At 68.3% G+C, this 24,656-nt stretch carries 27 protein-coding genes and 1 pseudogene; 17 read left to right on the forward strand and 11 right to left on the reverse strand.

Annotated features, from left to right (window positions below):
* Positions 1 to 7: 7 nt before the first annotated feature.
* On the reverse strand, positions 8 to 955 hold the full coding sequence (locus tag BVG12_RS31800; protein ID WP_075795904.1) for a LysR substrate-binding domain-containing protein: 948 nt from the start codon (positions 953 to 955) through the stop codon (positions 8 to 10).
* 197 nt (positions 956 to 1,152) lie between these two features.
* Positions 1,153 to 2,829: an AMP-binding protein gene (locus BVG12_RS31805; protein ID WP_075796686.1), complete on the reverse strand. Its 1,677-nt coding sequence runs from the start codon at positions 2,827 to 2,829 to the stop codon at positions 1,153 to 1,155.
* Positions 2,830 to 3,053: 224 nt separating this feature from the next.
* On the opposite strand from BVG12_RS31805, the gene BVG12_RS31810 reads away from it, so the two are divergent.
* The 4 genes from BVG12_RS31810 to BVG12_RS31825 all read left to right on the forward strand — a co-directional run bounded on the left by BVG12_RS31810 (position 3,054) and on the right by BVG12_RS31825 (position 5,641).
* Entirely contained in the window at positions 3,054 to 3,755 is a 702-nt protein-coding gene (locus BVG12_RS31810) for a pirin family protein (RefSeq protein ID WP_075796687.1), read from the forward strand.
* 50 nt (positions 3,756 to 3,805) lie between these two features.
* Positions 3,806 to 4,225, forward strand: a complete 420-nt coding sequence (locus BVG12_RS31815) for a DoxX family protein (protein WP_075795905.1) — start codon at positions 3,806 to 3,808, stop codon at positions 4,223 to 4,225.
* A 110-nt stretch (positions 4,226 to 4,335) separates the two neighbouring features.
* A complete protein-coding gene (locus BVG12_RS31820; protein ID WP_075795906.1) occupies positions 4,336 to 4,719 on the forward strand; it encodes an OsmC family protein in 384 nt (127 codons plus the stop codon).
* Between the two features lies 1 nt (position 4,720).
* The gene (locus tag BVG12_RS31825; RefSeq protein ID WP_075795907.1) at positions 4,721 to 5,641 is read left to right on the forward strand and encodes a pirin family protein; all 921 of its coding nucleotides are present in this window, start codon (positions 4,721 to 4,723) and stop codon (positions 5,639 to 5,641) included.
* A gap of 25 nt (positions 5,642 to 5,666) precedes the next feature.
* Here the strand turns inward: BVG12_RS31825 and BVG12_RS31830 are convergent, their stop codons facing one another.
* Entirely contained in the window at positions 5,667 to 5,864 is a 198-nt protein-coding gene (locus tag BVG12_RS31830) for a hypothetical protein (protein ID WP_075795908.1), read from the reverse strand.
* 168 nt (positions 5,865 to 6,032) lie between these two features.
* A complete protein-coding gene (locus BVG12_RS31835) occupies positions 6,033 to 6,920 on the reverse strand; it encodes a LysR family transcriptional regulator (RefSeq protein WP_083685571.1) in 888 nt (295 codons plus the stop codon).
* A 127-nt stretch (positions 6,921 to 7,047) separates the two neighbouring features.
* Here BVG12_RS31835 and BVG12_RS31840 point away from each other — a divergent pair, with 127 nt between their 5' ends.
* Complete coding sequence (locus BVG12_RS31840) at positions 7,048 to 8,037, forward strand: aldo/keto reductase (RefSeq protein WP_075795910.1); 990 nt, start codon at positions 7,048 to 7,050, stop codon at positions 8,035 to 8,037.
* On the opposite strand, the gene BVG12_RS31845 is transcribed toward BVG12_RS31840, so the two are convergent.
* The gene (locus tag BVG12_RS31845) at positions 8,038 to 8,946 is read right to left on the reverse strand and encodes a LysR substrate-binding domain-containing protein (RefSeq protein WP_075795911.1); all 909 of its coding nucleotides are present in this window, start codon (positions 8,944 to 8,946) and stop codon (positions 8,038 to 8,040) included.
* A gap of 138 nt (positions 8,947 to 9,084) precedes the next feature.
* Between BVG12_RS31845 and BVG12_RS31850 the strand changes: the two genes are divergently transcribed.
* Both BVG12_RS31850 and BVG12_RS31855 read left to right on the forward strand, forming a co-directional pair.
* Positions 9,085 to 9,900: a CmcJ/NvfI family oxidoreductase gene (locus BVG12_RS31850; protein ID WP_075795912.1), complete on the forward strand. Its 816-nt coding sequence runs from the start codon at positions 9,085 to 9,087 to the stop codon at positions 9,898 to 9,900.
* 10 nt (positions 9,901 to 9,910) lie between these two features.
* Positions 9,911 to 10,504 carry a 2-hydroxychromene-2-carboxylate isomerase gene (locus tag BVG12_RS31855; RefSeq protein WP_083685573.1) on the forward strand — a complete coding sequence of 198 codons (594 nt, stop codon included), beginning with the start codon at positions 9,911 to 9,913 and terminating at the stop codon, positions 10,502 to 10,504.
* Positions 10,505 to 10,511: 7 nt separating this feature from the next.
* Here the strand turns inward: BVG12_RS31855 and BVG12_RS31860 are convergent, their stop codons facing one another.
* On the reverse strand, positions 10,512 to 11,072 hold the full coding sequence (locus tag BVG12_RS31860) for a TetR/AcrR family transcriptional regulator (protein WP_075795913.1): 561 nt from the start codon (positions 11,070 to 11,072) through the stop codon (positions 10,512 to 10,514).
* A 202-nt stretch (positions 11,073 to 11,274) separates the two neighbouring features.
* Positions 11,275 to 12,057: an IclR family transcriptional regulator domain-containing protein gene (locus BVG12_RS31865; RefSeq protein ID WP_075795914.1), complete on the reverse strand. Its 783-nt coding sequence runs from the start codon at positions 12,055 to 12,057 to the stop codon at positions 11,275 to 11,277.
* Between the two features lie 133 nt (positions 12,058 to 12,190).
* Between BVG12_RS31865 and BVG12_RS31870 the strand changes: the two genes are divergently transcribed.
* The 6 genes from BVG12_RS31870 to BVG12_RS31895 are packed head-to-tail and all read left to right on the forward strand — an operon-like array spanning position 12,191 to position 17,790.
* On the forward strand, positions 12,191 to 13,072 hold the full coding sequence (locus tag BVG12_RS31870; protein WP_075795915.1) for a VOC family protein: 882 nt from the start codon (positions 12,191 to 12,193) through the stop codon (positions 13,070 to 13,072).
* Complete coding sequence (locus BVG12_RS31875; RefSeq protein ID WP_075795916.1) at positions 13,065 to 13,910, forward strand: shikimate dehydrogenase family protein; 846 nt, start codon at positions 13,065 to 13,067, stop codon at positions 13,908 to 13,910. Before BVG12_RS31870 ends, BVG12_RS31875 begins: the two co-directional genes overlap by 8 nt.
* Entirely contained in the window at positions 13,907 to 14,791 is an 885-nt protein-coding gene (locus BVG12_RS31880; RefSeq protein ID WP_075795917.1) for a sugar phosphate isomerase/epimerase family protein, read from the forward strand. Before BVG12_RS31875 ends, BVG12_RS31880 begins: the two co-directional genes overlap by 4 nt.
* Entirely contained in the window at positions 14,788 to 15,237 is a 450-nt protein-coding gene (gene aroQ / locus BVG12_RS31885; RefSeq protein WP_075795918.1) for a type II 3-dehydroquinate dehydratase, read from the forward strand. The genes BVG12_RS31880 and aroQ overlap by 4 nt, the downstream gene beginning before the upstream one ends.
* A gap of 41 nt (positions 15,238 to 15,278) precedes the next feature.
* Positions 15,279 to 16,415, forward strand: a complete 1,137-nt coding sequence (locus tag BVG12_RS31890) for a porin (protein WP_075795919.1) — start codon at positions 15,279 to 15,281, stop codon at positions 16,413 to 16,415.
* Between the two features lie 25 nt (positions 16,416 to 16,440).
* Positions 16,441 to 17,790: an MFS transporter gene (locus BVG12_RS31895; protein WP_075795920.1), complete on the forward strand. Its 1,350-nt coding sequence runs from the start codon at positions 16,441 to 16,443 to the stop codon at positions 17,788 to 17,790.
* Here the strand turns inward: BVG12_RS31895 and BVG12_RS31900 are convergent.
* The 4 genes from BVG12_RS31900 to BVG12_RS31915 all read right to left on the reverse strand — a co-directional run bounded on the left by BVG12_RS31900 (position 17,787) and on the right by BVG12_RS31915 (position 22,353).
* Positions 17,787 to 19,685 carry a putative bifunctional diguanylate cyclase/phosphodiesterase gene (locus BVG12_RS31900; RefSeq protein WP_075795921.1) on the reverse strand — a complete coding sequence of 633 codons (1,899 nt, stop codon included), beginning with the start codon at positions 19,683 to 19,685 and terminating at the stop codon, positions 17,787 to 17,789. The two genes, BVG12_RS31895 and BVG12_RS31900, sit on opposite strands and share 4 nt — an antisense overlap.
* A gap of 91 nt (positions 19,686 to 19,776) precedes the next feature.
* Entirely contained in the window at positions 19,777 to 20,664 is an 888-nt protein-coding gene (locus tag BVG12_RS31905; protein WP_075796689.1) for a LysR family transcriptional regulator, read from the reverse strand.
* Between the two features lie 41 nt (positions 20,665 to 20,705).
* Positions 20,706 to 21,596, reverse strand: coding sequence for an SDR family NAD(P)-dependent oxidoreductase (locus BVG12_RS31910; protein WP_075795922.1), 891 nt, complete (start codon positions 21,594 to 21,596; stop codon positions 20,706 to 20,708).
* A 16-nt stretch (positions 21,597 to 21,612) separates the two neighbouring features.
* Positions 21,613 to 22,353 (reverse strand): SDR family oxidoreductase, encoded by a 741-nt coding sequence (locus BVG12_RS31915; RefSeq protein ID WP_075795923.1) that lies wholly within the window; start codon positions 22,351 to 22,353, stop codon positions 21,613 to 21,615.
* Between the two features lie 233 nt (positions 22,354 to 22,586).
* On the opposite strand from BVG12_RS31915, the gene BVG12_RS31920 reads away from it, so the two are divergent.
* The 4 genes and pseudogenes from BVG12_RS31920 to BVG12_RS31930 all read left to right on the forward strand — a co-directional run bounded on the left by BVG12_RS31920 (position 22,587) and on the right by BVG12_RS31930 (position 24,653).
* A complete protein-coding gene (locus tag BVG12_RS31920) occupies positions 22,587 to 22,946 on the forward strand; it encodes an energy transducer TonB (protein ID WP_075795924.1) in 360 nt (119 codons plus the stop codon).
* On the forward strand, positions 22,931 to 23,107 hold the full coding sequence (locus BVG12_RS34385) for a hypothetical protein (RefSeq protein WP_156895792.1): 177 nt from the start codon (positions 22,931 to 22,933) through the stop codon (positions 23,105 to 23,107). The genes BVG12_RS31920 and BVG12_RS34385 overlap by 16 nt, the downstream gene beginning before the upstream one ends.
* Positions 23,085 to 23,812, forward strand: a pseudogene (locus tag BVG12_RS31925) (hydrolase). The gene BVG12_RS34385 and the pseudogene BVG12_RS31925 overlap by 23 nt, the downstream one beginning before the upstream one ends.
* 112 nt (positions 23,813 to 23,924) lie before the next feature.
* The gene (locus tag BVG12_RS31930) at positions 23,925 to 24,653 is read left to right on the forward strand and encodes an SDR family oxidoreductase (RefSeq protein WP_075795925.1); all 729 of its coding nucleotides are present in this window, start codon (positions 23,925 to 23,927) and stop codon (positions 24,651 to 24,653) included.
* Positions 24,654 to 24,656 lie beyond the last annotated feature (3 nt).

Genomic DNA, 24,656 nt, shown 5'->3' on the forward strand with positions numbered 1-24,656 from the left:
TGGATACTTACTCGGCGGTACCGCTTGTTGCCCGCTCGATCGGGCAGTTGAGGGCGAGCATGCGCGCGAGCGGCATCGAGGCGCGCAGACGCTCGCGCCACCACTTCAGCGCGGCGCCTTCCTCGCCCGTGCGCCACGCCATGTACAGCGTCTCGTCGGGCTTGGGTTCCTCGACCTCTTTTTCGACGAGGCGGCCGGCCGCGATGTCGGCACGCGCCCACGCCTCGGGCAGGAAGCCGAAGCCGAGGCCCGCCAGCTGGAATTCGTACTTCGTCTGCATGTCGGGGACGGACAACGTGTCCTGCCCGAACAGCAGGCCCACCGTGCGCGCCTGCAGCAGGCGGACGGAATCGGCGACGGCCACCGCCCGGTGCGCCGTCAGCTCGGCCTTGCCCAGCCGGTGCCGCACTTGTGCGAGCGGGTGCGAGGGCGCGACGGCGAACACGAACGACATCGTGCCGAGCGGCTCGGCCGTGTAGCCGCCGCCGGACGGTCCTTCGCCGGCCGCGCCCACGAGCAGGTCGACGCGGCGGTCGAGCAGGCTTTCCCACGTGCCGGACAAGGCCTCGCGCACGATGCGCAGCCGGGTCTGGTCGGCCACGTCGTAGAACGCGCGGATGTCGTCCCGCAGGCCGAGCGGCGCGAGGGCGGAGTCCATGCCGATGGCGAATTCCGTCTCCCAGCCGGAGGCGACACGGCGTACGCGGCTTTCCAGGTCGCCCGCGGCCTTGAGCAGGTAGCGGCCTTCCTTCAGCAATTCCTCGCCGGCGGGCGTAAGGACGACGCGCGGGCCGAAGCGTTCGAACAGCTGCACGCCCAGGTCGTCTTCCAGCTTGGAGACGGTGTACGAGATGGTCGAGGGCACGCGATACAGCTCCTTCGCGGCGGCCGAGAAGCTGCCGCGGCGGGCGATGGTGTCGACGGTGAGGAGGGCGTCCAGGCTGAGTCTGAGCATGTGGGGGCTTGAGGAATCGGGGAACGCATCGTATCAAAAAAGAGCCGCCACGTCGTTCCGGCGCAGGCGGGAACCGATACTGAGGTACCGAAGTCTGGAACCAGGCGCACCGCGTTATCCCCGACGTACCGAATCCTGTTACTCAGCATCGGGGAACAGCCCTGCGGGGCTGTTCCCGCTTGCGCGGGAACGACGGTTCATGCTTCCAGTCCGAGCTCGTCGGCCACCTGCTTGCGCAGCATGAACTTCTGAACCTTGCCCGTCACCGTCATCGGAAACCCGTCCACGAACCGTATGTAGCGCGGAATTTTGTAATGCGCGATCTGCCCCTGGCAAAAGGCGCGGATCTCGTCCGCGTCCGCCTGTTCGCCCGGCCGCAGCACGATGCACGCGCACAGCTCCTCGCCGTATTTCGGATCGGGCACGCCCACGCACTGCACGTCCAGCACCTTCGGATGGCGGTACAGGAATTCCTCGACCTCGCGCGGATAAATGTTCTCGCCGCCGCGGATCACCATGTCCTTCGCGCGGCCCACGATGCGGCAATAGCCGTCGGCATCCAGCGTGGCCAGGTCGCCCGTGTGCATCCAGCCGGCCGCATCGATCGCCTCGCGCGTGCGCGCGTCGTCGCCCCAGTAGCCGAGCATCACCGAATAACCGCGCGTGAGCAGCTCCCCCGTTTCGCCGCGCGGCACGATGCGCCCATCCCCGTCGACGATCTTGACTTCCAGGTGCGGATGGATGCGCCCGACCGTGCCCACGCGGCACGCGAGCGGGTCGTCGACCGAGGTCTGGAAGCTGACGGGCGACGTCTCCGTCATGCCGTAGGCGATCGTGATCTCGTCCATGTGCATCTGGCGCATCACGCGCTGCATCACTTCCGCCGGACAGGGCGAGCCGGCCATGATGCCCGTGCGCAGGCTGCCCAGATCGAACGAGCCGAAATGCGGGTGGTCGAGCAGCGCGATGAACATCGTCGGCACGCCATGCAGCGCGGTGCAGCGCTCGGCCTGCACGGCGGTCAGCACGGCGGCCGCGTCGAAGCCTTCGCCGGGATACACCATCGCGGCGCCGTGCGTCATGCAGGCCAGATTCCCCAGCACCATGCCGAAACAGTGGTAAAGCGGAACGGGGATGCACAGGCGGTCGCGTTCCGTCAGGCGCATCGCCTCGCCGATGAAGAAGCCGTTGTTGAGGATGTTGTGGTGGGTGAGCGTGGCGCCTTTCGGCGCGCCCGTCGTGCCGGACGTGAATTGGATGTTGACGGGATCGTCGAACTGCAGCGTGCGCGCGACCTCGTGCAGGCGCGTCATGTCGGCCGGGCTGGCGCATTGCGCCACCGTGTCGAAGTTCAGCATGCCGGGCGTGGCCTCGGGCCCCAGGCGGATCACGTGGCGCAGGTCGGGCAGTTTGGCGCTGCGCAGGTCGCCGGGCGCCGCGCCGTCCAGTTCCGGCACGAGGTCGCGCAGCATGCCGAGGTAGTCGCTGGATTTGAAACCGGGCGCCAGGATCAGCGCGCGGCAGCCGACCGTGGCCAGCGCGTATTCCAGCTCGGCGCGGCGGTAGGCCGGGTTGATGTTCACCATGACGAGGCCGGCCTTCGCGGTCGCGAATTGCGTGAGCACCCATTCCGCGCGGTTCTGCGACCAGATGCCGATGCGGTCGCCGGGGTTCAAGCCCAGGCCCAGCAGGCCGGCGGCGAGCCGGTCCGCCCGCTCGCGCAGCTGGCGCCAGCTCCAGTGCACGCACTGGTGCGGCACGACGAGGGCGTCGCGCTCGGGGAAGCGCGCGGCGATGCGGTCCAGGTGGGCGCCGATCGTGTCGCCGATGAGGGGGAGCGGATGCGCCCCGTGCACGTAACTGGCCTGTTGCATGTCCGTCTCCTTTTTTACGCAGTGTAGCGCCGGATTGGCGTTTTCGGCGATCATCGAAAAAATCGATCATAGCTCGCAAAACAACTCGTTTTTCTTCCTGTGAGGCAGCGACCATAATGCTTCTCATGGAAACGCGCCTTAGACGGTGGGCCGGCACGACGGCAGAGGCTGCAAGGCGCGACGTGTTCGAACGGTTCGAACACGCGATCATCAAGGAGAACATCATGCTGACAGTACGTAAAAGCGCGGATCGCGGTGTCGCCAGTTTCGGTTGGCTGCGCTCGCAGCACACCTTCTCGTTCGGCCACTACCACGACCCGGCCCACATGCATGTCGGCCCGCTGCGGGTGATCAACGAGGACCGGGTGTCGCCCGGCCGCGGCTTCGACCCGCACAGCCACAAGGACATGGAAATCATCTCCTACGTGCTGGACGGCGCGCTGGAGCACAAGGACAGCATGGGCAACGGTTCCGTGCTGCGCTACGGCGACGTGCAGCGCATGAGCGCCGGCACGGGCGTCACCCACAGCGAGTACAACCACTCGGCAACGGAGCCCGTGCACTTCCTGCAGATCTGGGTGATCCCGGGCGAGACGGGCGGCGCGCCGGGGTATGAGGAGAAGCACTTCGATGCGGATTCCAAGCGCGGCACGCTGCGCCTGATCGCGTCGCACGACGGCCGCGACGGCTCGGTCTCCCTGCGCCAGGACGCCGCCATCTACGCGACGATCCTGGACGGCAGCGAGCGCGCCGACCACGCGCTGCTGCCGGGCCGCCAAGCGTACGTCCAGGTGGCGCGGGGCAGCGTGACGGTCAACGGCCTGCTGCTGTCGGCCGGCGACGCCGTCGAGATCAGCGAAGAGGCCGTCGTCGCGCTGTCGGATGCCAGCGACGCCGAAGTGCTGCTGTTCGATCTGCCGGTCTGAACCCAAGGTCATTCAACGAGTCAAACGCAACGATATTCAAGGAGAAGCACATGGAAACCACTAAACTCTATCCCGTCGGCCGCGCCCTGGTGGGCGTCCTGTTCCTGGCCTCGGGCATCAACAAGATCCTCGGCTTCGGCTATGTGGCCGGCTGGATGAACAGCCTGGGCATCCCGGCGGCCGGCTTGCTGCTGGCGGGCGCGATCCTGCTCGAGATCGGCGGCGGCCTCGCGCTCGTCACCGGAGTCCGGGCGAAGACCGCGGCGCTGGCGCTCGCGTTGTTCACGGTGCCGGTGACGCTGATCTTCCACGGCTTCTGGCATGCGGATGCGGCCGAATTCCAGAATCAGCTGAACCACTTCCTCAAGAACGTGGCGATCTTCGGCGGGTTGCTGGCCCTGTTCGACTTCGAGCGCCAGCGCGAGACCGGCGCCGCGCGGGTCGACGCGCTGCGCAGCCGGGCGGCTTGAGGCAGCGAACGCGCCGCGGCCGGCGGCGCGCCTGACGTACAATTTGTCCGCGACCTGGCGTACACGGGTGGCGGACATCCACGCAATGCATGAGACGAGGAGAACAAGCCATGGAAGTGACGACGCATCGCGGCACCGGACCGCTGCAGCAGGTGATCGAGATCGGCAAACACCGCATCCTGACGGACGTGAAGCCGGAATTCGGCGGCGAGGACAGCGGCCCGGAACCGCACGACATCCTGGCCGCGGCGCTGGCGGCCTGCACGACGCTCACCGTGAGCCTGTACGCCAAGCGCAAGGGCTATCCGCTGGACGACGTGAAAGTCTCGATCAAGCATGGCCAGGAAGGCGCGGCCTACGCCCTGCACCGCACCATCGAATACATCGGGGCGCTGGACGACGACACCAAGGCGCGCCTGACGGACATCGCCAACAAATGCCCGGTGCACAAGACCTTGTCGGGCACCATCCAGATCACCACGGAGGCCTTCTAGCATGAGCACGTTCGATCACGACAACCTGGAAACCGTCGTCGTCCCCCGCACGCACGACCTGGGCGGCGGCTTCGAAGTGCGGCGCGCGCTGCCCCACAAGGACCGGCGCATGGTGGGCCCGTTCGTCTTCCTCGACCAGATGGGACCCCACGTGTTCCATGCCGGCGAAGGCATCGACGTGCGCCCGCATCCGCATATCGGCCTGGCCACCGTCACGTATCTGCTGGACGGCCAGATCCGCCACCGCGACAGCCTCGGCACCGTGCAGGACATCAAGCCGGGCGAAGTGAACTGGATGACGGCCGGGCGGGGCATCGTTCACTCGGAACGCACCGGGCCGGACCTCCGGGCCGCCGGTTCGAACCTGTTCGGGCTGCAGTGCTGGGTGGCGCTGCCGCAGGCGAAGGAAGAATGCGATCCGGCGTTCTCGCACACGGGGTCGCAGGAACTGCCGATCCTCGACGGCGACGGCGCCACCGCGCGCATCATCGCCGGCAGCTATTTCGGCAAGACGTCGCCCGTGCCCGTGCAATCGCCGCTGTTCTATGTCGACCTGGCCCTGCAGCCGGGCGCGCGGCTGACGCTGCCGGCCGAGTATCCGGAACAGGCGCTGTATGTGGTGGACGGCACGCTCGACCTGGGCCGCGACGGCCGCTTCGAACAGGGCCAGCTGCTCGTGCTGAAACCGGGCGCCACGGTCACGCTCGCGGCGACGGAGAACGCCGGCGCCCGCGTGATGCTGCTGGGCGGCGAACCGATGGACGGTCCGCGCTACCTGACGTGGAATTTCGTGTCCAGCTCGGCCGACCGCATCGAGCAGGCGAAGGAAGACTGGAAAGCCATGCGCTTCCCGCACGTGCCGGGCGAGACCGAATTCATCCCGCTGCCCGATCTGCCGGGCCGGCCCGTGCGCTATCCCTGAACCGGGCCCTGAATCCAGCCCTGACTCAGCCCTGAGCGTCGGGGCTCCTGGGCAGCGGCACCGCATGGCGCCGCTCTTCCGGGCGCGTGAGCACGCGCATCGCGATCTCGATCGGCACGCCCAGCGCCGCCAGCGCGCGCGCGGGCGAGCGGTTCTCTTCCTGAGCCTCGTGGATGGCGGATTCGATCATCAAGGCCGTCTTGTAGTCGGTTCGTTTTTCCATTCTCCGATCCTAACATGAAGCATGCCGGCCCGGTCGTCAGACAGGAGCGCCCTGGATGACCTTCCGTTAACCTGCGCCGGACCGCAACGCGAGAAAGACAGCAATGACCACGCCCCACATCTCGCTGCTGCGCTGCCGGTGTCGCCGGGGTGGATCCCGGTGGCCGCGTTAAGCCTGGCCGGCCAGGGCGCCGCGCGCGTCCTCCACCGTCGCCGCCAAAAAATCCGCGACGGCGCGCACGCGGCTCGACGCGGCCAGGTCGGCATGCATCACGAGCCACACGCCGTCGCTGAACACCTCGCCAGGGCCCAGCACGCGCACGAGGCCCGCGTCGCGCACGAGGAAGTCCGGCAGCACCGCCAGACCGAGCCCCGCGCGCGCCGCTGCGATCTGCGCCCGCAGGGTCGATGCGGCCAGCACCACGTGCGCATCCGGCGCGCGGCGCGCGAGCCATTGCGCGGCCGGCAGGTGCGCGTGCGCTTCGTCCCACGTGACCATGGCGCGGCCGGCGAGCGGATCGCCGTCCGGCGCCGGATGCCGCGCCAGATAGTCGGCGTGTCCGTACACCCCATACCCCATCGCGCCCAGCCGGCGTGCCTTCAGGTTGCCGTGGCTGGGGCGCACGAGGCGCAGCGCGAGGTCGGCGTCGCGCTTGCCGAGTTCCACGGCGGCCGTCGTCGTGACGATTTCCAGGCGCAGTTGCGGATGGCGCGCGACGAAGCGGGGCAGCGCGGGAATCACGAGGTCCGACGCGAGATTGTCCGACGTGGCTAGGCGCACGAGCCCGGACACGCCCGGACTGAGACCGGACGCGCCCCGCTCGAACGCCAGCATGTTGTCCTCGACGGCCTGTGCGCGCCCGAGCAGTTCGCGACCCTCGTCCGTGAGATGGTAGCCCGTCTGGTGACGCGCGAACAGCCGCGTGGCGAGGCGCGTTTCCAGTTCGGTGATGCGGCGGCTGACGGTCGACTGGCTCACGCGCAGCACGTCCGCCGCCCGTGTCAGGCTGCCGCCGCGCGCCACTTCGAGAAAGTATTTAAGATCGTTCCAGTCCAAGGCCGCGTTTATCCTCATCTTCTATTTTTGGAAAACGATCCGCCGATTATTGGTGTTTTCTTTGCAAGACGCAACGCCTACATTGTCAACAAGCCGCCGCCGGCGGCATCTACCAAAGGATTACGACATGCTGACGACACGACAACTCGGAACCCAGGGCCTGACCGTCTCCGCCATCGGCCTGGGCTGCATGGGCATGAGCCACGCCTACGGCACGCCCGACGACACGGAATCCATCGCGACGATCCACCGCGCCATCGACCTGGGCTGCACGTTCTTCGACACGGCGGAAGTCTACGGCCCGTACACGAACGAGGAATTGCTCGGCCGCGCGCTGGAAGGCCGGCGCGACCAGGTGCAGATCGCGACCAAGTTCGGCTTCGTCATCGGCAAGGGGATGTTCGCGGGCGCCGACAGCCGTCCGGCACACATCCGCGACGTGGTCGAGGCGTCGTTGAAACGCCTGCGCACGGACCGCATCGACCTGCTGTACCAGCACCGCGTCGACCCGAACGTGCCGATCGAGGACGTGGCGGGCACCGTCAAGGACCTGATCCGCGAAGGCAAGGTGCTGCACTTCGGACTGTCCGAGGCGGGCGCCGCGACGATCCGCCGGGCCCACGCCGTGCAGAGCGTGTCGGCGCTGCAGAGCGAGTATTCGATCTGGGAACGCAACCTCGAGGCCGACGTGCTGCCCGTGCTGCGCGAACTGGGGATCGGCCTCGTGCCGTTCAGCCCTCTCGGCCGCGGCTTCCTGACCGGCACCGCCAAGCGTGCCGAGGATTATCCGGCGAACGACTTCCGCGCGCAGAACGATCCGCGCCTGCAGGGCGAGAACTTCGACCGCAACCTGGCCATCGCCGGGCTGGTGAAGGAGATCGCGGCCCGGCACGGCGCGCTGCCGGGACAGGTGGCGCTCGCGTGGCTGCTGGCGCAGGGCGACGACATCGTGCCGATCCCGGGCACCAAGCGCCGCACCTACCTCGAACAGAACCTGGCGGCGGCCGACGTCCGGCTGGATGCGGACGACCTGCGCCGCCTGGACGGGGCGCTCGAGCAGATCGGCGTGGCGGGTGCGCGCTATACGGAGAAGGCGATGGCGATGGTGGACCGCTGATCATTCCAGCGCCGCCGCCTCGGCCAGGATCCAGTCCCGTACCGCCGCCAGCGCGGGGCTGTCGGCACCGCGCCGCTCCAGCAACCAGTAGCCATGATCGGTCGTCACGGGAGGCCGGCGGGTGGCGACTGCGAGCTGGCCCTCGGCAAGCAGATTGCCGATCAGGGCCAGGCGGCCGAGCGCGACGCCTTGGCCTGCGAGCGCCGCCTGCACCACCTGGTCGTACTGGTTGAACAGCAGCCGGCCATGCCCGGCCGCACCCGTCTTGTGTCCGGCGCCGCGCAGCCACTGTTTCCACTGCATCCAGGGCCGCGAGCTGTCGTCGTAATCGATCAGCACCTGCCGGCGCAACTGCGCCGGCTCCTCGATCGCCGTCACGCCCAGCGACGGATGCGCCACCGGGACGAGCACCTCGCTGAACAGGCGTACCGCGCCCGCGGGCGCCGCCGCGTCCGGGCAAAAGCGCACCGCCAGATCCATGCCGTCGCGTTCCAGGTCGACGACGCGATTGGTGGCGGCGACGCGGACGTCGATGTCGGGCGCGCCGCGCTGGAAGGCGCCAAGGCGGGGCAGCAGCCATAAGGTCGTGACGCCGATCGTGGCCGTGATCGTGATGCACGGCCGCTCGGCGGGCGGGCGCAGCGCAGCGAGCGCGGCGCCCAGCTGCTCCAGCATCGGATCCGCCGTGCGGAACAGGTGCCGGCCTTCCGGCGTGAATTCGATACTGCGATATGACCGCACGAACAGGCGGTGGCCGAGCGCCGCCTCCAGCGCCTGGACCTGGCGGCTGACGGCGGACTGCACGATGCACAGGTCCTGAGCGGCGAGCGTGATGCTCATGCGGCGGCCCACCGCGACGAAGGTGCGCAGCAGGTCGAGCGGCGGCAGGTCGATGAGCCGGTTCGGCATCCGTGAGCCCTTTCGATCGGATAACGTCGTCGGTTTCGCATGCCGGTTTGGCATGCGACCCGGTCATTTTAAACGTTTGAAGGGCGCGCGCGAACGGATTGTAATGCAGGTTCCAAACCATTCGTTCGAGGAACCAGCATGCAAACGACGCTCGAGTATCTGCGCGCCGCGCTCCACAAACCCGTCACCTACATGCTCGCGCCGCCCGGCGGGCACACGTGGGACACCGGCGACTACGCCGCGCTGCCGGTGACGATCCGCGACGGGCGCCGCATGGCCGACGCGCCGGCGCTCGACCGCGAGGGTTTCCAGTTATGCAGCGCACCGAGCGCGCTGCGCGCGCCGCACGATTTCCGCGAGCGCGAGGCGATCCAGCGCGTCTACTACCGCGAGATGGAGGACCTCGCGCGCGCCGTCACCGGCGCAAGCCGGGCCATCGTGTTCGATCATCTCGTGCGCCGGCGCGATCCGGGCACCTTGACGCCGTTCGGTGCGCGCGACGGCCGGCGTCCCAGCACCGCCACGCGCGTGCACTGCGATTTCACGCCGGCGTCGGCGCAGCGCAGGCTTGCGCTGGAAATGGAAGCGCACGGCATCGAGCACGTCGCCCGCTTCGCCATCCTCAATCTCTGGCGCACGACGCGCCTGCCGGTGCTGGACGCGCCACTCGCCGTGTGCGACGCGCGGACCGTGCGCCGTGAGGATCTCGTCGCCGCCGACATCGTCTATCCGACCCGCACCGGCGAGATCTTCGAGGTACTGTACAACCCCGACCATGCGTGGACTTATTTTCACGCCATGCAGTTCGACGAAGTGCTGGCGTTCAAGCAGTACGATTCGGCCGCAGGCATGCCATGCTATACGCCGCACGCAGCGTTCGCGCATCCCGCCACGCCGGCGGATACGCCGCCGCGCGAGAGCATCGAGATCCGCTGCCTCCTCATCTTCGACTGACAGGACGCCCATGAACACCATCGAATTCTGGTTCGACTTCGGCAGCAACTACAGCTATCTGAGTATGATGCGCATACGGCGCCTGGCCCTTGACGCCCGCGTACGGGTCGAGTTGAAACCGTTCATGCTCGGGCCGATCTTCAAGACGCTGGGCTGGGAGACGTCGCCGTTCGTGCTGCAGGCGGCGAAGGGCAGCTATGTCTGGCGCGACATGCAGCGCCAGTGCGCGAAATACGGCCTGCGCTGGCGGCGGCCGTCGGTCTTTCCGCGCAACGGGCTGCTCGCCGCGCGCGTCGCGCTGCAGGGCGCGGGCACGGGTTGGGAACACGACTTCTGCGAACAGGTCATGCTGGCCAATTTCGCCGACGACCACGAGATCGGCGACGAAGCCGTCATTGCCGGCATTCTCGATGGACTTGGCGTCGACGCCGGCGCGGTCATCGCGGCGGCCGGCACCGATGCGTGCAAGGCCGCGCTGCGCGCACGCACGGCGGACGCCCAGGCCCGGGGCATCTTCGGCGCGCCCACGTTCTTCGTGGGCGACGAGATGTTCTGGGGGAACGACCGGCTCGAGGATGCGCTTGCTCACGCGACGGGCGCGTGACCGGCGCTCAGGCCGTCGGCGGTGCCGGTTGCAATGCCGCGCGCACGGCCGCGAGGATGCCGTCCGACGCGCCCCGGTCCGACACGGCGCGCGCTAGCGTAAGGGCGCCGACCATCGCGGCAAGCGCCACGATGCCCTGGTCGCCGGACGCGGGCGCGAGCCTGCAATCGGCCAGCAGGGACGTCATGCGCGCCACCATCGCGTCGGCGGTGGCGCTCGGCTGGCCGCGCAGGCCCAGTTCGGCGGCGAGCGTCGGCAGCGGGCAGCCTTCGCCCGGTTCGTCGCGGTGTTCGGCGGACAGGTATTGGTCGATGACGGCGCGCGCCGGCGAGTCGGCGGGCGGCGCCTGCCAGCGTTCCAGCGTCTGCTCGGCGGCGGCTTCCAGCGAAGCCTGCACGAGGGCGTCCTTGGATTCGAAGTGGGCATAGAAGCCGCCGTGGGTCAGGCCGAGTGCCTTCATCAGCGGCACCAGGCCGGTACCCTCGATGCCGTCCTTGCGGAAGCGGCGCGCGGCTTCGCCGATGATGCGCTGGCGCGTTTCGGCCTTATGGTTACTCGTGTAACGCATGCTTATGGGAGTGGTCTACGATGATCGGATGCGGTCCGTGCGGCCGAGAGCGACGGACCCGCTGGCGACGGGTAATTATGATTTTTGGCAACGTCCCGTATCATCATTGTAATCCTTGGTGAGGGATTCCACAATTCCGGCCACGAATTTGTCGGAATTGGTGTTGCATATCCTCGTACATACGACCATCCCGTGGCGCCGTCTAGACCCAGAGCATCAATGTGTTCGCCGTCGCCTGTAACGCCGGAACACATTTGGCAGTGGCTTCCGCCGTCGAGCCGTTCGAAATCGTCATCGACACGGACAACGCCCCGATCAGCCGCCCGCGCCGGCTCTTGAGCGGCACCGAGATGCCGCGCATGCCGAGCTCGTACTGGTTTTCCGTGACGCCGAAGCCCTGCGCGCGGATGCCCTGCAGTTCGCGCAGCAGCTGGTCCTTGTCGAGCACCGTCATGTGCGTGAACGGCACCAGTTCCACGCGCGCCAGGTAGGCCTGCAGCTCGTCCTCGGGCAGGGCGGCCAGCAGCACCCGGCCTGCCGTCGACGCGTACGCGGGCAGACGCGTGCCCGGCTCGAACCCCGGCGCCACGTGGCGCGGCGCGTTCACGCGGCTGACGTAGACGACGTCGTCGCGCTCCAGCACCGAGTAATTGGTCGATTCCTGCAGCTGCGCCGTCAGGTGCTGCAGATAGGGCACGATGGCGCGCGGCAGGCGCGCGGAATCGAGGTAGGAGCGGCCCAGCGTGAGGACTTTCGCCGTCAGCCAGAACACGCGGCCGTCCGTCACGGCCATCCCCGTGTGCACGAGCGTCAGCAGGTAGCGCCGCGCCGCGCTGCGGCTGATGCCGATCCGTTCCGCCACGGCCGTGGCGGTGAGGCGCGCGTGTTCGTCGTTGAAGGCGGTGATCACCGCGATGCCGGTGACGAGGGCTTCGACGATGTCGCGCTGGGCGACGTCGATGTCGATCGGTTCGGTTTTTTTCATGGTCCAGATTTCGGGCGGTTTGTGCGCTAATCGCGCAAACGGAGCGATTGTCGCATTTTTAGCGGTTTGACCCCGTATTTTTGTGTCGTTGGCCTTCCTATACTGCGTCGTACATCGTTACGCAAGGATCACCATGGACCGGCAACCCTCGCCGCTCGAAGCCGACAATCCGCTCGGCATCGACGGCATCGAATTCATCGAATACGCGACCACCCGGCCGCAGGCGCTCGGCGCGCTGCTCGAGCAACTGGGCTTCGTCGCCACCGCGCGGCACCGCTCGCGCGAAGTGACCCTGTACCGCCAGGGCGGCATGCACCTGATCGTGAACGCCGACCGCCGCTCGCTGCCGCAGTCGGACACGGACCCGCAAGCCACCGTGATCGGCGCCGTCGCGCTGCGCGTGCGCGACGCCAGCCAGGCCTACCGCCGCGCGCTCGACCTGGGCGCCTGGCCGATTCCCACGCGGGCCGGCGTGATGGAGCTGAACATCCCGGGCGTGCACGGTCCGGGCGACTCGATCCTGTATTTCGTCGACAGCTTCCGCGACTTTTCCATCTATGACGTCGACTTCCGCCCGATTCCCGGCGCGCCGCCGGCACCGCCCGCGCTGGCCGGCATGCATCTGTTCGGCGTCGTGCAGGCGATCGGCGCGGGCCGCACGCCGGAATGGACGGATTTCTACCGCCAGCTGATGGCGTTCCGCCCGTTGCCGGAAGGCCGCTGGTTCGGCGCCGTGCACAAGGGCACGCTGCTGGAAAGCCCGTGCCGCGGCTTTTATATCCAGCTGGTCGAGCCGCCGGAAGGCGCGGGCGGGCTACGCTGGGAAGAGCAGCTGATCCGCGTCGGCTTCGGCGTGCCGCGCGTGGCGCCGGCCGTGCGCGCGCTGCAGGAGCGCGGCGTCGCTTTCCTCGAACCGGCGACCCTGGCCGACGATACGGCCGGCGCGCTGACGCGCCTGACGCAGGGCGTCAGCTTCGAACTGGTCGCCAGCCACCTCGGAGGCCACCATGCTTGAGATCTCGGGCACCACCAGAATCTTCCCGGTCATCGGCTGGCCCGTCGAGCAGGTCAAGGCGCCGATCCTGTTCAACACGTACTTCAAGCGCCACGGCATCGACGCGCGCCTGATCCCGCTGAAGATCGCACCCGGCGCGTACGCCGCCGCGGTGCGCATGCTGATGGCCGTCGAGAACGTGGGCGGCATCTTCGTGTCGATCCCGCACAAGCCGGCGAGCGTCGGCGCGGTGGACGTCGTCAGCCCGCGCGCCGCCCTGGCCGGCGCCTGCAACGCGATCTATAAAGGCCCGGACGGCGCGATCCACGGCGACCTGATCGACGGCGAAGGTTTCATCCGTGCTTTTGAGCGCACCTGCGGCGACGCGGCGTTTCCGTGGCAGCGGGCGCGTGCGCTCGTCGTCGGCAGCGGCGGCGTCGGCTGCGCGGTGGCGGCGTCGCTGGCGGCGCGTGGTATCGCCCGCCTCGACGTGTGCGACAACCGCGCGGACCAGGCGCGCGCCCTGCGCGAGCGCCTGCAGGCGGCGTTTCCCGGCACCGTCGTCGGCATCGGCCTGCCGGTCGCGGAAGGGTATGACGTGGTCGTGAACTGCACGCCGCTGGGCATGCACCCGGACGATCCGCTGCCGATCGACCTGCGTGGCGCGGACGCGTCCTGCATCGTGGCCGACTGCGGCATGAAGATCGAGACGACCCGGCTGCTGCAGGATGCGCAGGCGCGCGGCTGCCGCATCCAGAAGGGCCGCGAGATGATGCTCGAACAGTCCCCGCTGTACCTGGAACTGTTCGGCTGGCCCGGCGTGCCGGCGTCCGACTTCCGCGAGCTGGGGGTGCTATGAACCTCGCCAGCTTCGGCATGGACACGATCACCCTCGGCGGCTCGCTGGCGACCAAGCTGGCGGCGTCGCGCGCGGCCGGCTTCTCGCAGATCATGCTGTGGGCGCGCGATCTGACCGGCCATCCGGGCGGCCTGGAAGCGGCCGCGGAACTGGTCCGCGCCAGCGGCCAGCGCGTGACGGGCATCCAGGTGATGCGCGACTACGAGGGGCTGGAAGGCAGCCTGCACGACTACAAGCTCGACGTCGCGCGCCAGATGCTCGAGGTATGCCGCGCCGTGCGTGCGCCGCTGCTGATGGTCTGCTCCAGCACGTCCAGCCACGCCGGCGGCGACATCGGCCTGATCGCAGCGCAACTGGCCAAGCTGGCGACGATGGCCGTGCCGCTCGGCGTGCGCATCGGCTACGAAGCGCTGTCGTGGGGGCGCCACGTGAACCAGTTCACGCAGTCGTGGGATGCCGTCGCGCTGGCCGACCACGCCAATCTCGGCGTCGTGCTGGACTCGTACCACATCCTCGCCAATGGCGGCGACATCGACGGGATCGAGGAAATCCCGAGCGAGAAGATCGCGCTCGTGCAGCTGTCCGACTACATGTGGCGCGAGCTGCGCAGCCCGCAGGAGCGGCTGGAGACGGCCCGCCACCTGCGCGTGTTCCCCGGCGAAGGCGCGCATTCGGACGAGCTGGCGCGCATGCTGCGCTGCCTCTCGCGCGCCGGCTACCGGGGCGACTACAGCTTCGAAGTGTTCAACGACGATTACCAGCAGCTGGCCCCCAGGTTCGTCGCGCGGCGCGCACACGCCAGCGCCAAGTGGGTGACGGACCAGGTGCTGCGGCGCAGCCTGCAGGTGCGCCAGGCCGCGGCCGTGGAGGTGGCGCCATGACGACGAGGAAGACGGTGCTCGTGCTGAACGGGCCGAACCTGAACCTGCTGGGCCGGCGCGAACCGGCCGTGTACGGCGCCCACACGCTGGACGACGTGGGCGGACTGTGCGCGGCGGCGTGCGCGGAGAACGGCTTCGAACTCGACTTCCGCCAGTCGAACCACGAGGGCGTGCTGGTCGACGCGCTGCACGAGGCGGGCGCTGCCCAGGCCGCGGGCCGGCTGGCCGGCGTGGTGCTGAACGCGGGCGCGTACACGCACACGTCGCTCGCGCTGCGCGACGCGATCGCGGGCGCGCAGGTGCGCACGATCGAACTGCACATCACGAACGTGCATGCCCGCGAAGACTTCCGCCACCACTCGTGGATCGCGCCCGTGGCGGAGGGCGTCATCGCCGGTTTCGGCATCCGCGGCTATGCGCTCGCCATCGCGGCGCTGGCCGCCTGAACCACAGACAAACAACACATAACGACAATCAGGAGACGACAATGAAAGCGAGCACCTTGTGCGCTTGCCTGGCGGCGGCTTGCCCGGCCGCAGCGCTGGCGGGCATCGATCCCGGATCCGGAGTCACGGTGTACGGGAATATCGATGAATACATCGGCTACATCCACAGCGACAGCGGGGCCCACGTGCTGGGCTTGAACGACGGCGCGATCCTGCGCAGCCGGCTGGGGTTTCGCGGCAACGAGGATCTCGGCAACGGCTGGCAGGTCCGCTACACGCTGGAACTGGGCCACAATGCCGACACGGGCACGAGCGCCGAAGCGACCCGGCTGTTCGACCGCCAGGCGTGGATCGGCATCGAGTCGCCCGTCGGCGAACTGCGGCTGGGGCGGCAGAACACGGATATCTTCCTCATCGGCGGCGCCATCGACTACACCGAGCGCACGACGTTCGGCTCCGTGCTGAACACGTTCGGCGTGCCGTCGCGCTATGAAAACGACGTGTCGTTCAAGACGGTGCGCTACGCGGGGCTGCAGGCCAGCGTGCACTACGCGCTGCCGGAGAACGACGGCGTGAACGTGCGCGGGCGGCATCCGGTGGTGCAGCTGGCCGTCGACTGGCAGGGCGGCCCGTGGCGCGCCGGCTATGCGGGACTGCGCGCGCGGCCCGAGGACGCGGGCACGGTGCGCACGTCCATCCGCTACGACAACGCCTACCTGAACTACAAATACGGCCGCGGCACGCTGTACGCGACGGTCCTGCGCAGTAATAATTCAACGAACAATGCGAACGGCTGGAATGCCGCGTCCATCCTCAGCAACATCGGTTCGCCGAACAACGGCGTGGCCGGGACGGATGCGCATGCCCGCCGGTTCTACAACATCTGGCAGCTGTCGGCCGATTACCGCGTCACTTCCAACCTCCGGGTGGGCGCGCTGTACGGACGGATGCGCGACACGAGCGGCGGCGGCGCCGGCGCGGCGGGCTTCAATGCGGGCGGCTATTACGCGCTGTCGAAGCGCACGACCCTGTACGGCTTCGCGAGCCGGCTGGCCAACGAGGCGCATGCGGGCTTCCGCTTCAGCAGCTCGGCGGCGCCGTCCGCCAACCTGGCCGGCGCGGACGTCAACGGCCGTACGCTGACGGGCCTGCAGCTCGGCATCCTGCACCGATTCTGAAAACTCGAACACATTGGAGGACGACATGGCTTCAACATTGACCGGCAGCGAACCGGGCGCGACGCCCGCGGCAACCACCACGGCGGCACCAACCGGGGCCGCACCGCGCAAGGCCGCGCTGGCCAGCTGGATCGGCAGCGCCGTCGAGTATTACGATTTCTTCATCTACGGCACGGCGGCGGCGCTCGTGTTCGGCAAGATCTTCTTTCCGTCGTTCGACCCGGCGGCCGGCACGATCGCCGCCTTCGCCACGTTCGGCGTCGGCTACGTCACGCGGCCGATCGGCGCGCTGCTGCTGGGCCACATCGGCGACCGCCACGGCCGCAAGAAGGTCTTGACGTTCACCCTGCTGCTGATGGGCCTCGCGACCTTCCTCGTCGGCTGCCTGCCGACCTATGGCCAGGTCGGCCTGTGGGCGCCGGGCCTGCTGGTCGTGCTACGCATGCTGCAGGGCCTGTCCGCCGCGGGCGAGCAGGCCGGCGCGAACTCGATGACGCTCGAACATGCGCCGGCCGACAAGCGCGCCTTCTACACGAGCTTTACCCTGTCCGGCACGCAGGCGGGCCTGATCCTGGCGACGCTCGTGTTCCTGCCCGTGTCCTCGCTGCCGGAAGACCAGCTGCTGGCCTGGGGCTGGCGCATCCCGTTCTTCCTTTCCGCGATCGTCGTCATGATCGGCTTCTGGGTGCGCCGCAGCCTGCCGGAGACGCCCGCGTTCGAGCACCAGGCCGCGCAGGGCAAGGCCGCCAGGCTGCCGCTCGTCGAGCTGGTGCGCCATCACAAGGCCAGCGTGCTGCGCGTGATCCTGGCGGCGCTGGTCGCCGTCGTGTCGACCGTGTTCAGCGTGTACACCCTGTCGTATGCGGTGAACACGATGCACATGCCGCGTGCCGCGATGCTCACCTTGCTGATCCTGGCGAACCTCGTGGCCCTGTGCGCGATCCCGCTGTTCGCGGCGCTGTCCGACCGCATCGGCCGCAAGCCCGTGTTCATCGGCGGTGCGCTCGGTTCCGGCCTGCTGGCCTGGCCCTATCTGTGGGCGATCGCCCACGCCAACATGCCGCTGGTATTCGCGTGCGGCCTGCTGCTGTCGGGCGTCGTCTACAGCGCGGCGAACGGCGTGTGGCCCGCGCTGTACGGCGAAATGTTCAACACGCGGGTGCGCTTGTCCGGCATGGCCGTCGGTACCCAGATCGGCTTCGCGCTGGCCGGCTTCGCGCCGACGATCTGCGCCGCGATGCAGGGCAACGACCCCGGCAACTGGGTGCCGGTGGCCGCGTTCGTGTCCGTCGCCACGTTCGTTGCGGCGCTGACGGTCGCCACCTGCCGCGAAACCTGCCGCACGCCGATGGCGGAACTGGGCAAGCGGGTCTAGGAGGCCGAGACCGCGGCTTCCGGCTTGGCGGCCGCCCCATGCTGGCGCAGGTAGGCGGCGCAGGCGTCGGCGTCCAGCGGCTTGCTGTAGTAATCGCCCTGTATCTGGTCGCAGCCCGCGCTGCGCAGGGCGGCCGTCTGCTCGTCCGTCTCGGCGCCCTCGGCGATGACTTCCAGGTGCAGCGTGTGCGCCATGGCGATGATCGCCTTCACCATCGCCAGCGATTCGGCGCTCTGGTGCACGTCGATGATGAAGGAACGGTCGATCTTGAGCTTGTCGACGGGCAGGCGCTTGAGGTAGCCGAGGCTCGAATAGCCGGTGCCGAAATCGTCGATGCTGAGCGTGGTGCCGAGTTCGCGCAGCTGCCGCATCAGGTCCGCCGTGCGGCCCGGGTCGTCCATCGAGATGCTTTCCGTGAGCTCCAGCTCCAGCAGGCGCGGGGGCAGGCCGGATTCGCGCAGGACGGCGCCGACCAGCGCCACGACGTCCGTGCCGAGGAACTGTTTGCCGGACAGGTTGACCGCGACCGGCACGTCCGGCACACCGGCGTCGCTCCAGGCGCGGCGCTGGGCCACGGCCGTGCGCAGTACCCATTCGCCGATCGGCACGACGAGGCCGGACTCCTCGGCGATCGGGATGAATTCGGCCGGCGAGATCGCGCCGTGCTCCGGATGCTTCCAGCGCACGAGCACTTCCAGGCCGGCCACGCGGCCGTCGGCCAGGGCGACCTTGGGCTGGTAGTTCAGCGACAGCTCGTTGCGTTCGACGGCATGGCGCAGCTGGTTTTCCAGCGTGAGCTTGCGCTGCAACGCCTGGCTCAGTTCTTCCGAATAGCGCTGGATCTGGGCGCCGCCCAGCGCCTTGGCGCGGCGCAGGGCCATCGTCGCGTTGTTGAGCAGGAGGTCGGCGTCCGCGCCGTCCTCCGGGAAGATCGCATAGCCGATGCTGCACGTGAGCGGGATCGCGCCGCCCGGCGCCTTGAATTCGCGCGTGACGGCCTGCAGCAGCTGGCGCAAGCGGTCGCGCGCGACGCTGTCGTCCCCCAGGCCGGGCAGCAGCATGACGAATTCGTCGCTGCCCGCGCGCGCCAGCACGTCGCCCGGGCGCAGCAGGTTCTGCAGGCTCCACGTGATCGCGATGAGCGCCTTGTCGCCCGCGTGGTGGCCCAGCAGCTCGTTGAGGCGCTTGAACTTGTCGATGTTGATGGTCGCGATGAGCGTGTGCTGGCCGTTTTTCTTCCACTTGTCGAGATTCTCGGCGATGGCCTGCACGAGCGCCTGGCGCGTCGCAAGGCCCGTCAGCGCGTCGTGCGTGAGCAGGAACTCGACCTGGCCGGCGGCCGCGGCGAGGTCGGGATTCGCGCTGTCGACGTAGACGTGCGAATGCAGCGACTGCGCGGCCGTGGCCAGCTGGCGGAAGTGGATCAGCTGCTCGGTCATGCGCGCGAGGTCGCGCAGGATGTCGAGTTCTTCGTCGGACAGCGTGCGCGGCACGCGGTCGAGGACGCACAGGGTCCCCAGCGGCAACCGGTCGATCGAGTACAGCTGCACCCCCGCGTAGAACCGGATATACGGCGGGTTCACGACCATCGGGTTGTCCGCGAAGCGCACGTCCTTCGTCGCGTCGGGGACGATCAGCGGCTCGTGGTCGAGGATCGCGTGGCCGCAGAACGAGATCTCGCGCGACGTGCCCGTCATGTCGGTGCCGCAGCGCGACTTGAACCATTGGTCCTCCTTGTCGACCAGCGATACGAGCGCGATCGGCATCTTCAACAAGCGGCTGGCCATGCGGGTGATGCGGTCGAAGGCGTCCTCGGGGGCGCTGTGGAGGAGGCGGGTGGCGTGCAGCGCCGTCAGCCGGCGCGCTTCGTCGAGCGGTATGGATGGGGTCTGCATAGGTGTCTTGTTCCGGATGTTTTATGACACATTCTGCCACGGACAGGAAAGCTGAGGCACGAGCTTGGTGCGGTGTTGACTTCGGGAACTCTTATTCCGAACGGAACCGCTCCACGAGCCAGTCCGTGAACACGCGCACGCGCGCCGACAGCTGGCGCGCCTGCGGATACAGCACGGAGACGGGGATCGTCGGCGGCGGGCTGTCCTCGAGCACTTCGACGAGCTGCCCGTGCGCGAGCGGTTCGGCGATGCGGTAGCGCGGCACCTGCACGAGGCCCAGGCCGGCGAGGGCGGCCGCCGTGTAGGCTTCCGTGCCGGTGACGGAGACGACGCCGGGCGGCGTCGCCAGTTTCAGGCCGGTGTCGGTCATGAATTCCAGCGGATACGGCCGGCCCGTCGCCGTCGACACGTAGTGGACGGCCTGGTGGCGCACGAGGTCCGCGAGCGCGGCGGGCGTGCCGAAGCGGTCGAGATAGGCGGGACTTGCCACCGTCACCTGTTCCAGGTCGGCCGCGCGCCGCGCGACCATCGACGAGTCGTGCAGCTGGCCCGCGCGCAAGACGCAGTCGACGCCTTCGCGCACCAGATCGACGAGGCGGTCGTCCTCGCCCACGTGCAGCTGGATGCGCGGGTAGCGCGCGAGGAAGGCGGGCAGCGCGGGAAAGACGAAGTACCGCGCCAGCGTCGGTTGCAGGTTCACGCGCAACAGGCCGGCCGGCTCGCTGCCGCGGAACGCATCTTCCGCTTCATCGAGGTCGGCCAGCAGGCGCACGCACCGTTCGTAGTACGCGGCACCGTCCTGCGTGGGCGCGACGGCGCGCGTGGTCCGTTCCAGCAGCCGCGTGCCGAGGCGGTTTTCCAGCCGCTTGATGGCGTTGGTGGCGGTGGCGCGCGGAATCAGGAGGTCCTCGGCGGCCTGCGTGAAGCTGCGGCGTTCGACGATGCGGACGAAAATCTGCATCTCCTGAAACCGGTCCATCTGCGTCGACATGCGTGCCACCTCCTGACGTTGACCCCCGATTATACGGTGGGGCGAAGCAGGTCGGCGATGCCGATGCGGCGCGCGAAATCCACGCGCACGGCTTCCGCCACCTCCAGCACTTCGCGCGCGCCGTCGCCGACGAAATCGACCACCGTGCGGAACGGCCGCTGTCCGCGCGGCAGGCCGACGATGCGCACCAGTTCATCAGCCACCGCCTGCGGATCCGCGTCAGGCGGCGTCAAGGCGTCGAGGCGTTCGCCCACCTGGTCCAGCAGCCCGTCGTAGCGGGCGTATTCGGCCGCACGCGCCGCGTCGGCCGGCTTGCCGGCGCTGGGGAAGTGATCGGTGCCGCGCGTGAACGCGCCGGGCACCATGATCGCCGTCTCGATGCCGAAGCGCGCCACTTCGTACGACAGCGACACCGCGAGCGAATCCATCGCCGCCTTCGCCGCGCCGTACGGGCCGAGGAACGGCGGGAAGCCGCCCTTCGTCGTCGTGCTCGAGATCCACAGCAAGAGGCCCGCTTCCCGGCTGCGCAGCCGGGGCAGGGCGGCCCGCAGCACGCGCTGGGCGCCGAGGACGTTCGTGTCCAGCACTTGCGCGACTTCTTCCGCCGTGAAGGCTTCCGCCGGCCCGACGACGAGGTGGCCGGCGTTCTGCACGACGACGTCCAGCCGGCCCTGTTCCGCGACGACGGTCGCCACGGCCGCGTCGCACGATGCCTGCGACAGCACGTCCAGTTCGAGCGGCCGCAGGTCGGCGCCGTGCGTTCTCGCCCAGTCGCGCGCTTCATGGGCGCGGGCCTTGTTGCGGCCATCGACGTCGCGCATCGTCGCATAGACCGTGTGGCCGGCCAGGGCCAGCGCCCGCGCCGACAGCTTGCCGATGCCGCTGCCGGCGCCCGTGATGAGGATGATGGCCTTGTCCATGTCGGTCCCCTTGTCCTTACGCCATGCCGCCGTTGGCGCGCAGCACCTGGCCGTTGACCCAGCCGCCGTCCGCACCCACCAGGAACGACACGACGCCGGCGATGTCGTCCGGCTGGCCCAGGCGTTCCAGCGGCGCGGTGTTGGCGATCTGGCGGATCTGCTCGTCCGTCTTCCCGTTCAGGAACAGCTCCGTCGCGACGGGGCCCGGCGCCACGGCATTGCACGTGATGCCGCGGCCGCGCAGCTCTTTCGCGAACACGCGGGTCAGCGCTTCGACGGCCCCCTTGCTGGCGACGTACACGCCATAGGTCGGCGGCGCCATGTGCAGCACGCTCGTCGAAAAATTGACGATGCGCCCGCCGTCGTTCAGGCGCGTGGCCGCCTCGCGCATCGTGTTGAACGTGCCGGTGACGTTGATGGCCATCGTGCGTTCGAACTGTTCGTCGGTCGTTTCGGCGATCGTCACGTACGGCAGAATGCCGGCATTGTTGACGAGGACGTCGACGCGGCCGAGCGTGGCCTCGACCGTCGCGAACATCGCTTTCACGTCGGCCGCGCTGGCGACGTCGGCGCGCACGGCGAAGGCGCGGCCGCCGGCCTGCTCGATCGCGGCGACGGTGGCGTTGGCGGCCGCTTCATTGCCGGCGTAGTTGACGGCGACGGCGAATCCGTCGGCGGCGAGGCGTTTGGCGACGGCGGCGCCGATGCCGCGCGAGGCGCCGGTGACCAGTGCGACGCGGGTGGGTTGGGTGTTCATGGTGACCTCCTTGTTGGTTGACAGTGAGGTCATGATGATTGATTTCGGCGAGAAGATAATCTACTGGAGTATGGCTTGAGAATTCCATTTCCATTAACAATGGCACGGGCACGGCACCATTATCCGCAATACGGATGACTGTCATTCGAACAATAAATTTTCCAACTATGTTGCAGCGCACTATATTGGATTCGTACCAGCGCTATTTTCTACCCAACCTACCGGAGCTCATCATGATCGGGAAACGTCACGTTGTTGCTATCGCTTCTGTCCTGTCGTTCGCCGCGTTCGCCGCCCACGCCGCCGAACCCGCCGCGCGCCTGAAACCCGCCAGCTGCAGCACGCCCGTCTACACGACGGACTGGAAGGATGAAGAGCTCCAGGGTACCGTGCGCCTGGCCGTGCTGGTCGATGCCGACGGCTCGGTCAAACAAGCCAAGGTGGTCGAGTCCAGCGGCCACCGCGCGCTGGACAAGGCCTCGCTGCGTGCCAGCTATACGTGCAAATTCGGCACAGCGGCAGGCACTGCAGCAAAAGAGGGCGACGGCGTGCCCGGCTGGTCCACCGTGCAATACAAATGGATCACGGACTGATCCCGATCCACGGCTGCCGGCCCGCCGGCAGCTCGTTCGAAAAAATCGATGAAAGGCGTGTGATTTTCTCGTTTTTTTATCGTCGGACGGCCGAGCATAATGACTCCATCGCAGCGAACAAGGCTTTCGAAATGTCCGATGCGGATATCGACAACCGATGATGTTGGAGATCACCACGACCAACGCCAAGCTCGCGTCCTGACTCCGCAAAACTCGCAACTGATCATCATCGACCACCAGCCGCAGATGGCCTTCGGCGTGTAGTCGATCGACCGCCAGACCCTGAAGAACAACGTGGTCGGCCTGGCCAAGGCGGCCAGGGCATTCGACATCCCGACCGTGATCACCACCGTCGAGGGCGACTCTTTCTCCGGCCGGACTTATCCTGAAATCCTGGACGTTTTCCCGGGCAAAGCCATCCTCGAACGCACGTCGATGAATTCCTGGGACGACCGCAAGGTGCGCGACGCGCTGGCCGCGAACGGCCGTAAGAAGGTCATCGTCGCCGGCCTGTGGACCGAGGTGTGCAACACGACCTTCGCGCTGTCCGCGATGCTGGAAGGCGAGTACGAGATCTATATGGTGGCCGATGCTCGGGCGGCACGTCGAAGGATGCGCACGACTTCGCGATGCAGCGCATGGTGCAGGCCGGCGTCGTGCCCGTGACGTGGCAGCAGGTCCTGCTCGAATGGCAGCGCGACTGGGCGCACCGCGATACCTACGATGCCGTCATGCAGATGGTTACCGAACACTCGGGCGCGTACGGCATGGGCGTCGACTACGCTTACACGATGGTGCACAAGGCAGGGGCGCGCAACCGCGGCGACAACCCCGTGCTGGCCCCGGTCCCGGCACCGGTACGCTGAGCCTGGCCGTCCAGGATCGGCGATCGAGATCGTCACGCCGGCCACGCGCACGATTGGCCTGCGCCACGACCTTAGGTTAACATTTCCTGTACGGGCACCAGCGGAGACCATCATGAAAGCGATCATCACGGGCCACACCAGGGGCCTCGGCGCCGCGCTGGCCGGCAACCTGCTGGCGCGCGGCGTACCCGTGCTCGGCCTCGCGCGCACCCGAGCGCCCGGGCTGGCGGACGCGTATCCCGACCTCCTCGAGGAGATCGAACTCGACCTCGCCGACAGCGTCGCGCTGTCCGGCTGGCTGGCGGGCGGCGCCCTCGGCGATTACCTGGACGGCACGGGCGCCGTCCTGCTGCTCAACAATGCGGGCATGGTCAGCCCCGTCGGCCCCTTGGACGCCCAGGATCCGCAGGCCGTGCTGCGGGCCGTGCAGCTGAACGTGGCGGCGCCGATGGCATTGGCGGCGGCGGTCGTGCGCGCCAGCGACGGCGCGCAGCGGCGCATCCTGCACATTTCCAGCGGCGCGGGCCGCAACGCTTACCCGGGCTGGAGCGTCTACTGCGCCACCAAGGCCGCGCTGGACCACCACGCGCGCGCCGTCGCGCTGGACCGCGAACGGGGCGTGCGCATCTGCAGCCTGGCGCCCGGCGTCATCGACACGGGCATGCAGGCCGAAATCCGCGCCGTGCCCGAGGATCGCTTCCCCATGCGCCAGCGCTTCGTCGACCTCAAGAAGACGGGCGCGCTCCTCGACCCGGACGAATGCGCCGAGCACCTGGTCGACTACCTGCTCGGCGCCGGCTTCGGCGCCGAGGTGATCGCCGACCTGCGCACGCTGTCCTGACGC

This window comes from Massilia putida (assembly GCF_001941825.1).
In the GTDB taxonomy this organism is placed as follows: Bacteria; Pseudomonadota; Gammaproteobacteria; order Burkholderiales; family Burkholderiaceae_D; genus Telluria; species Telluria putida.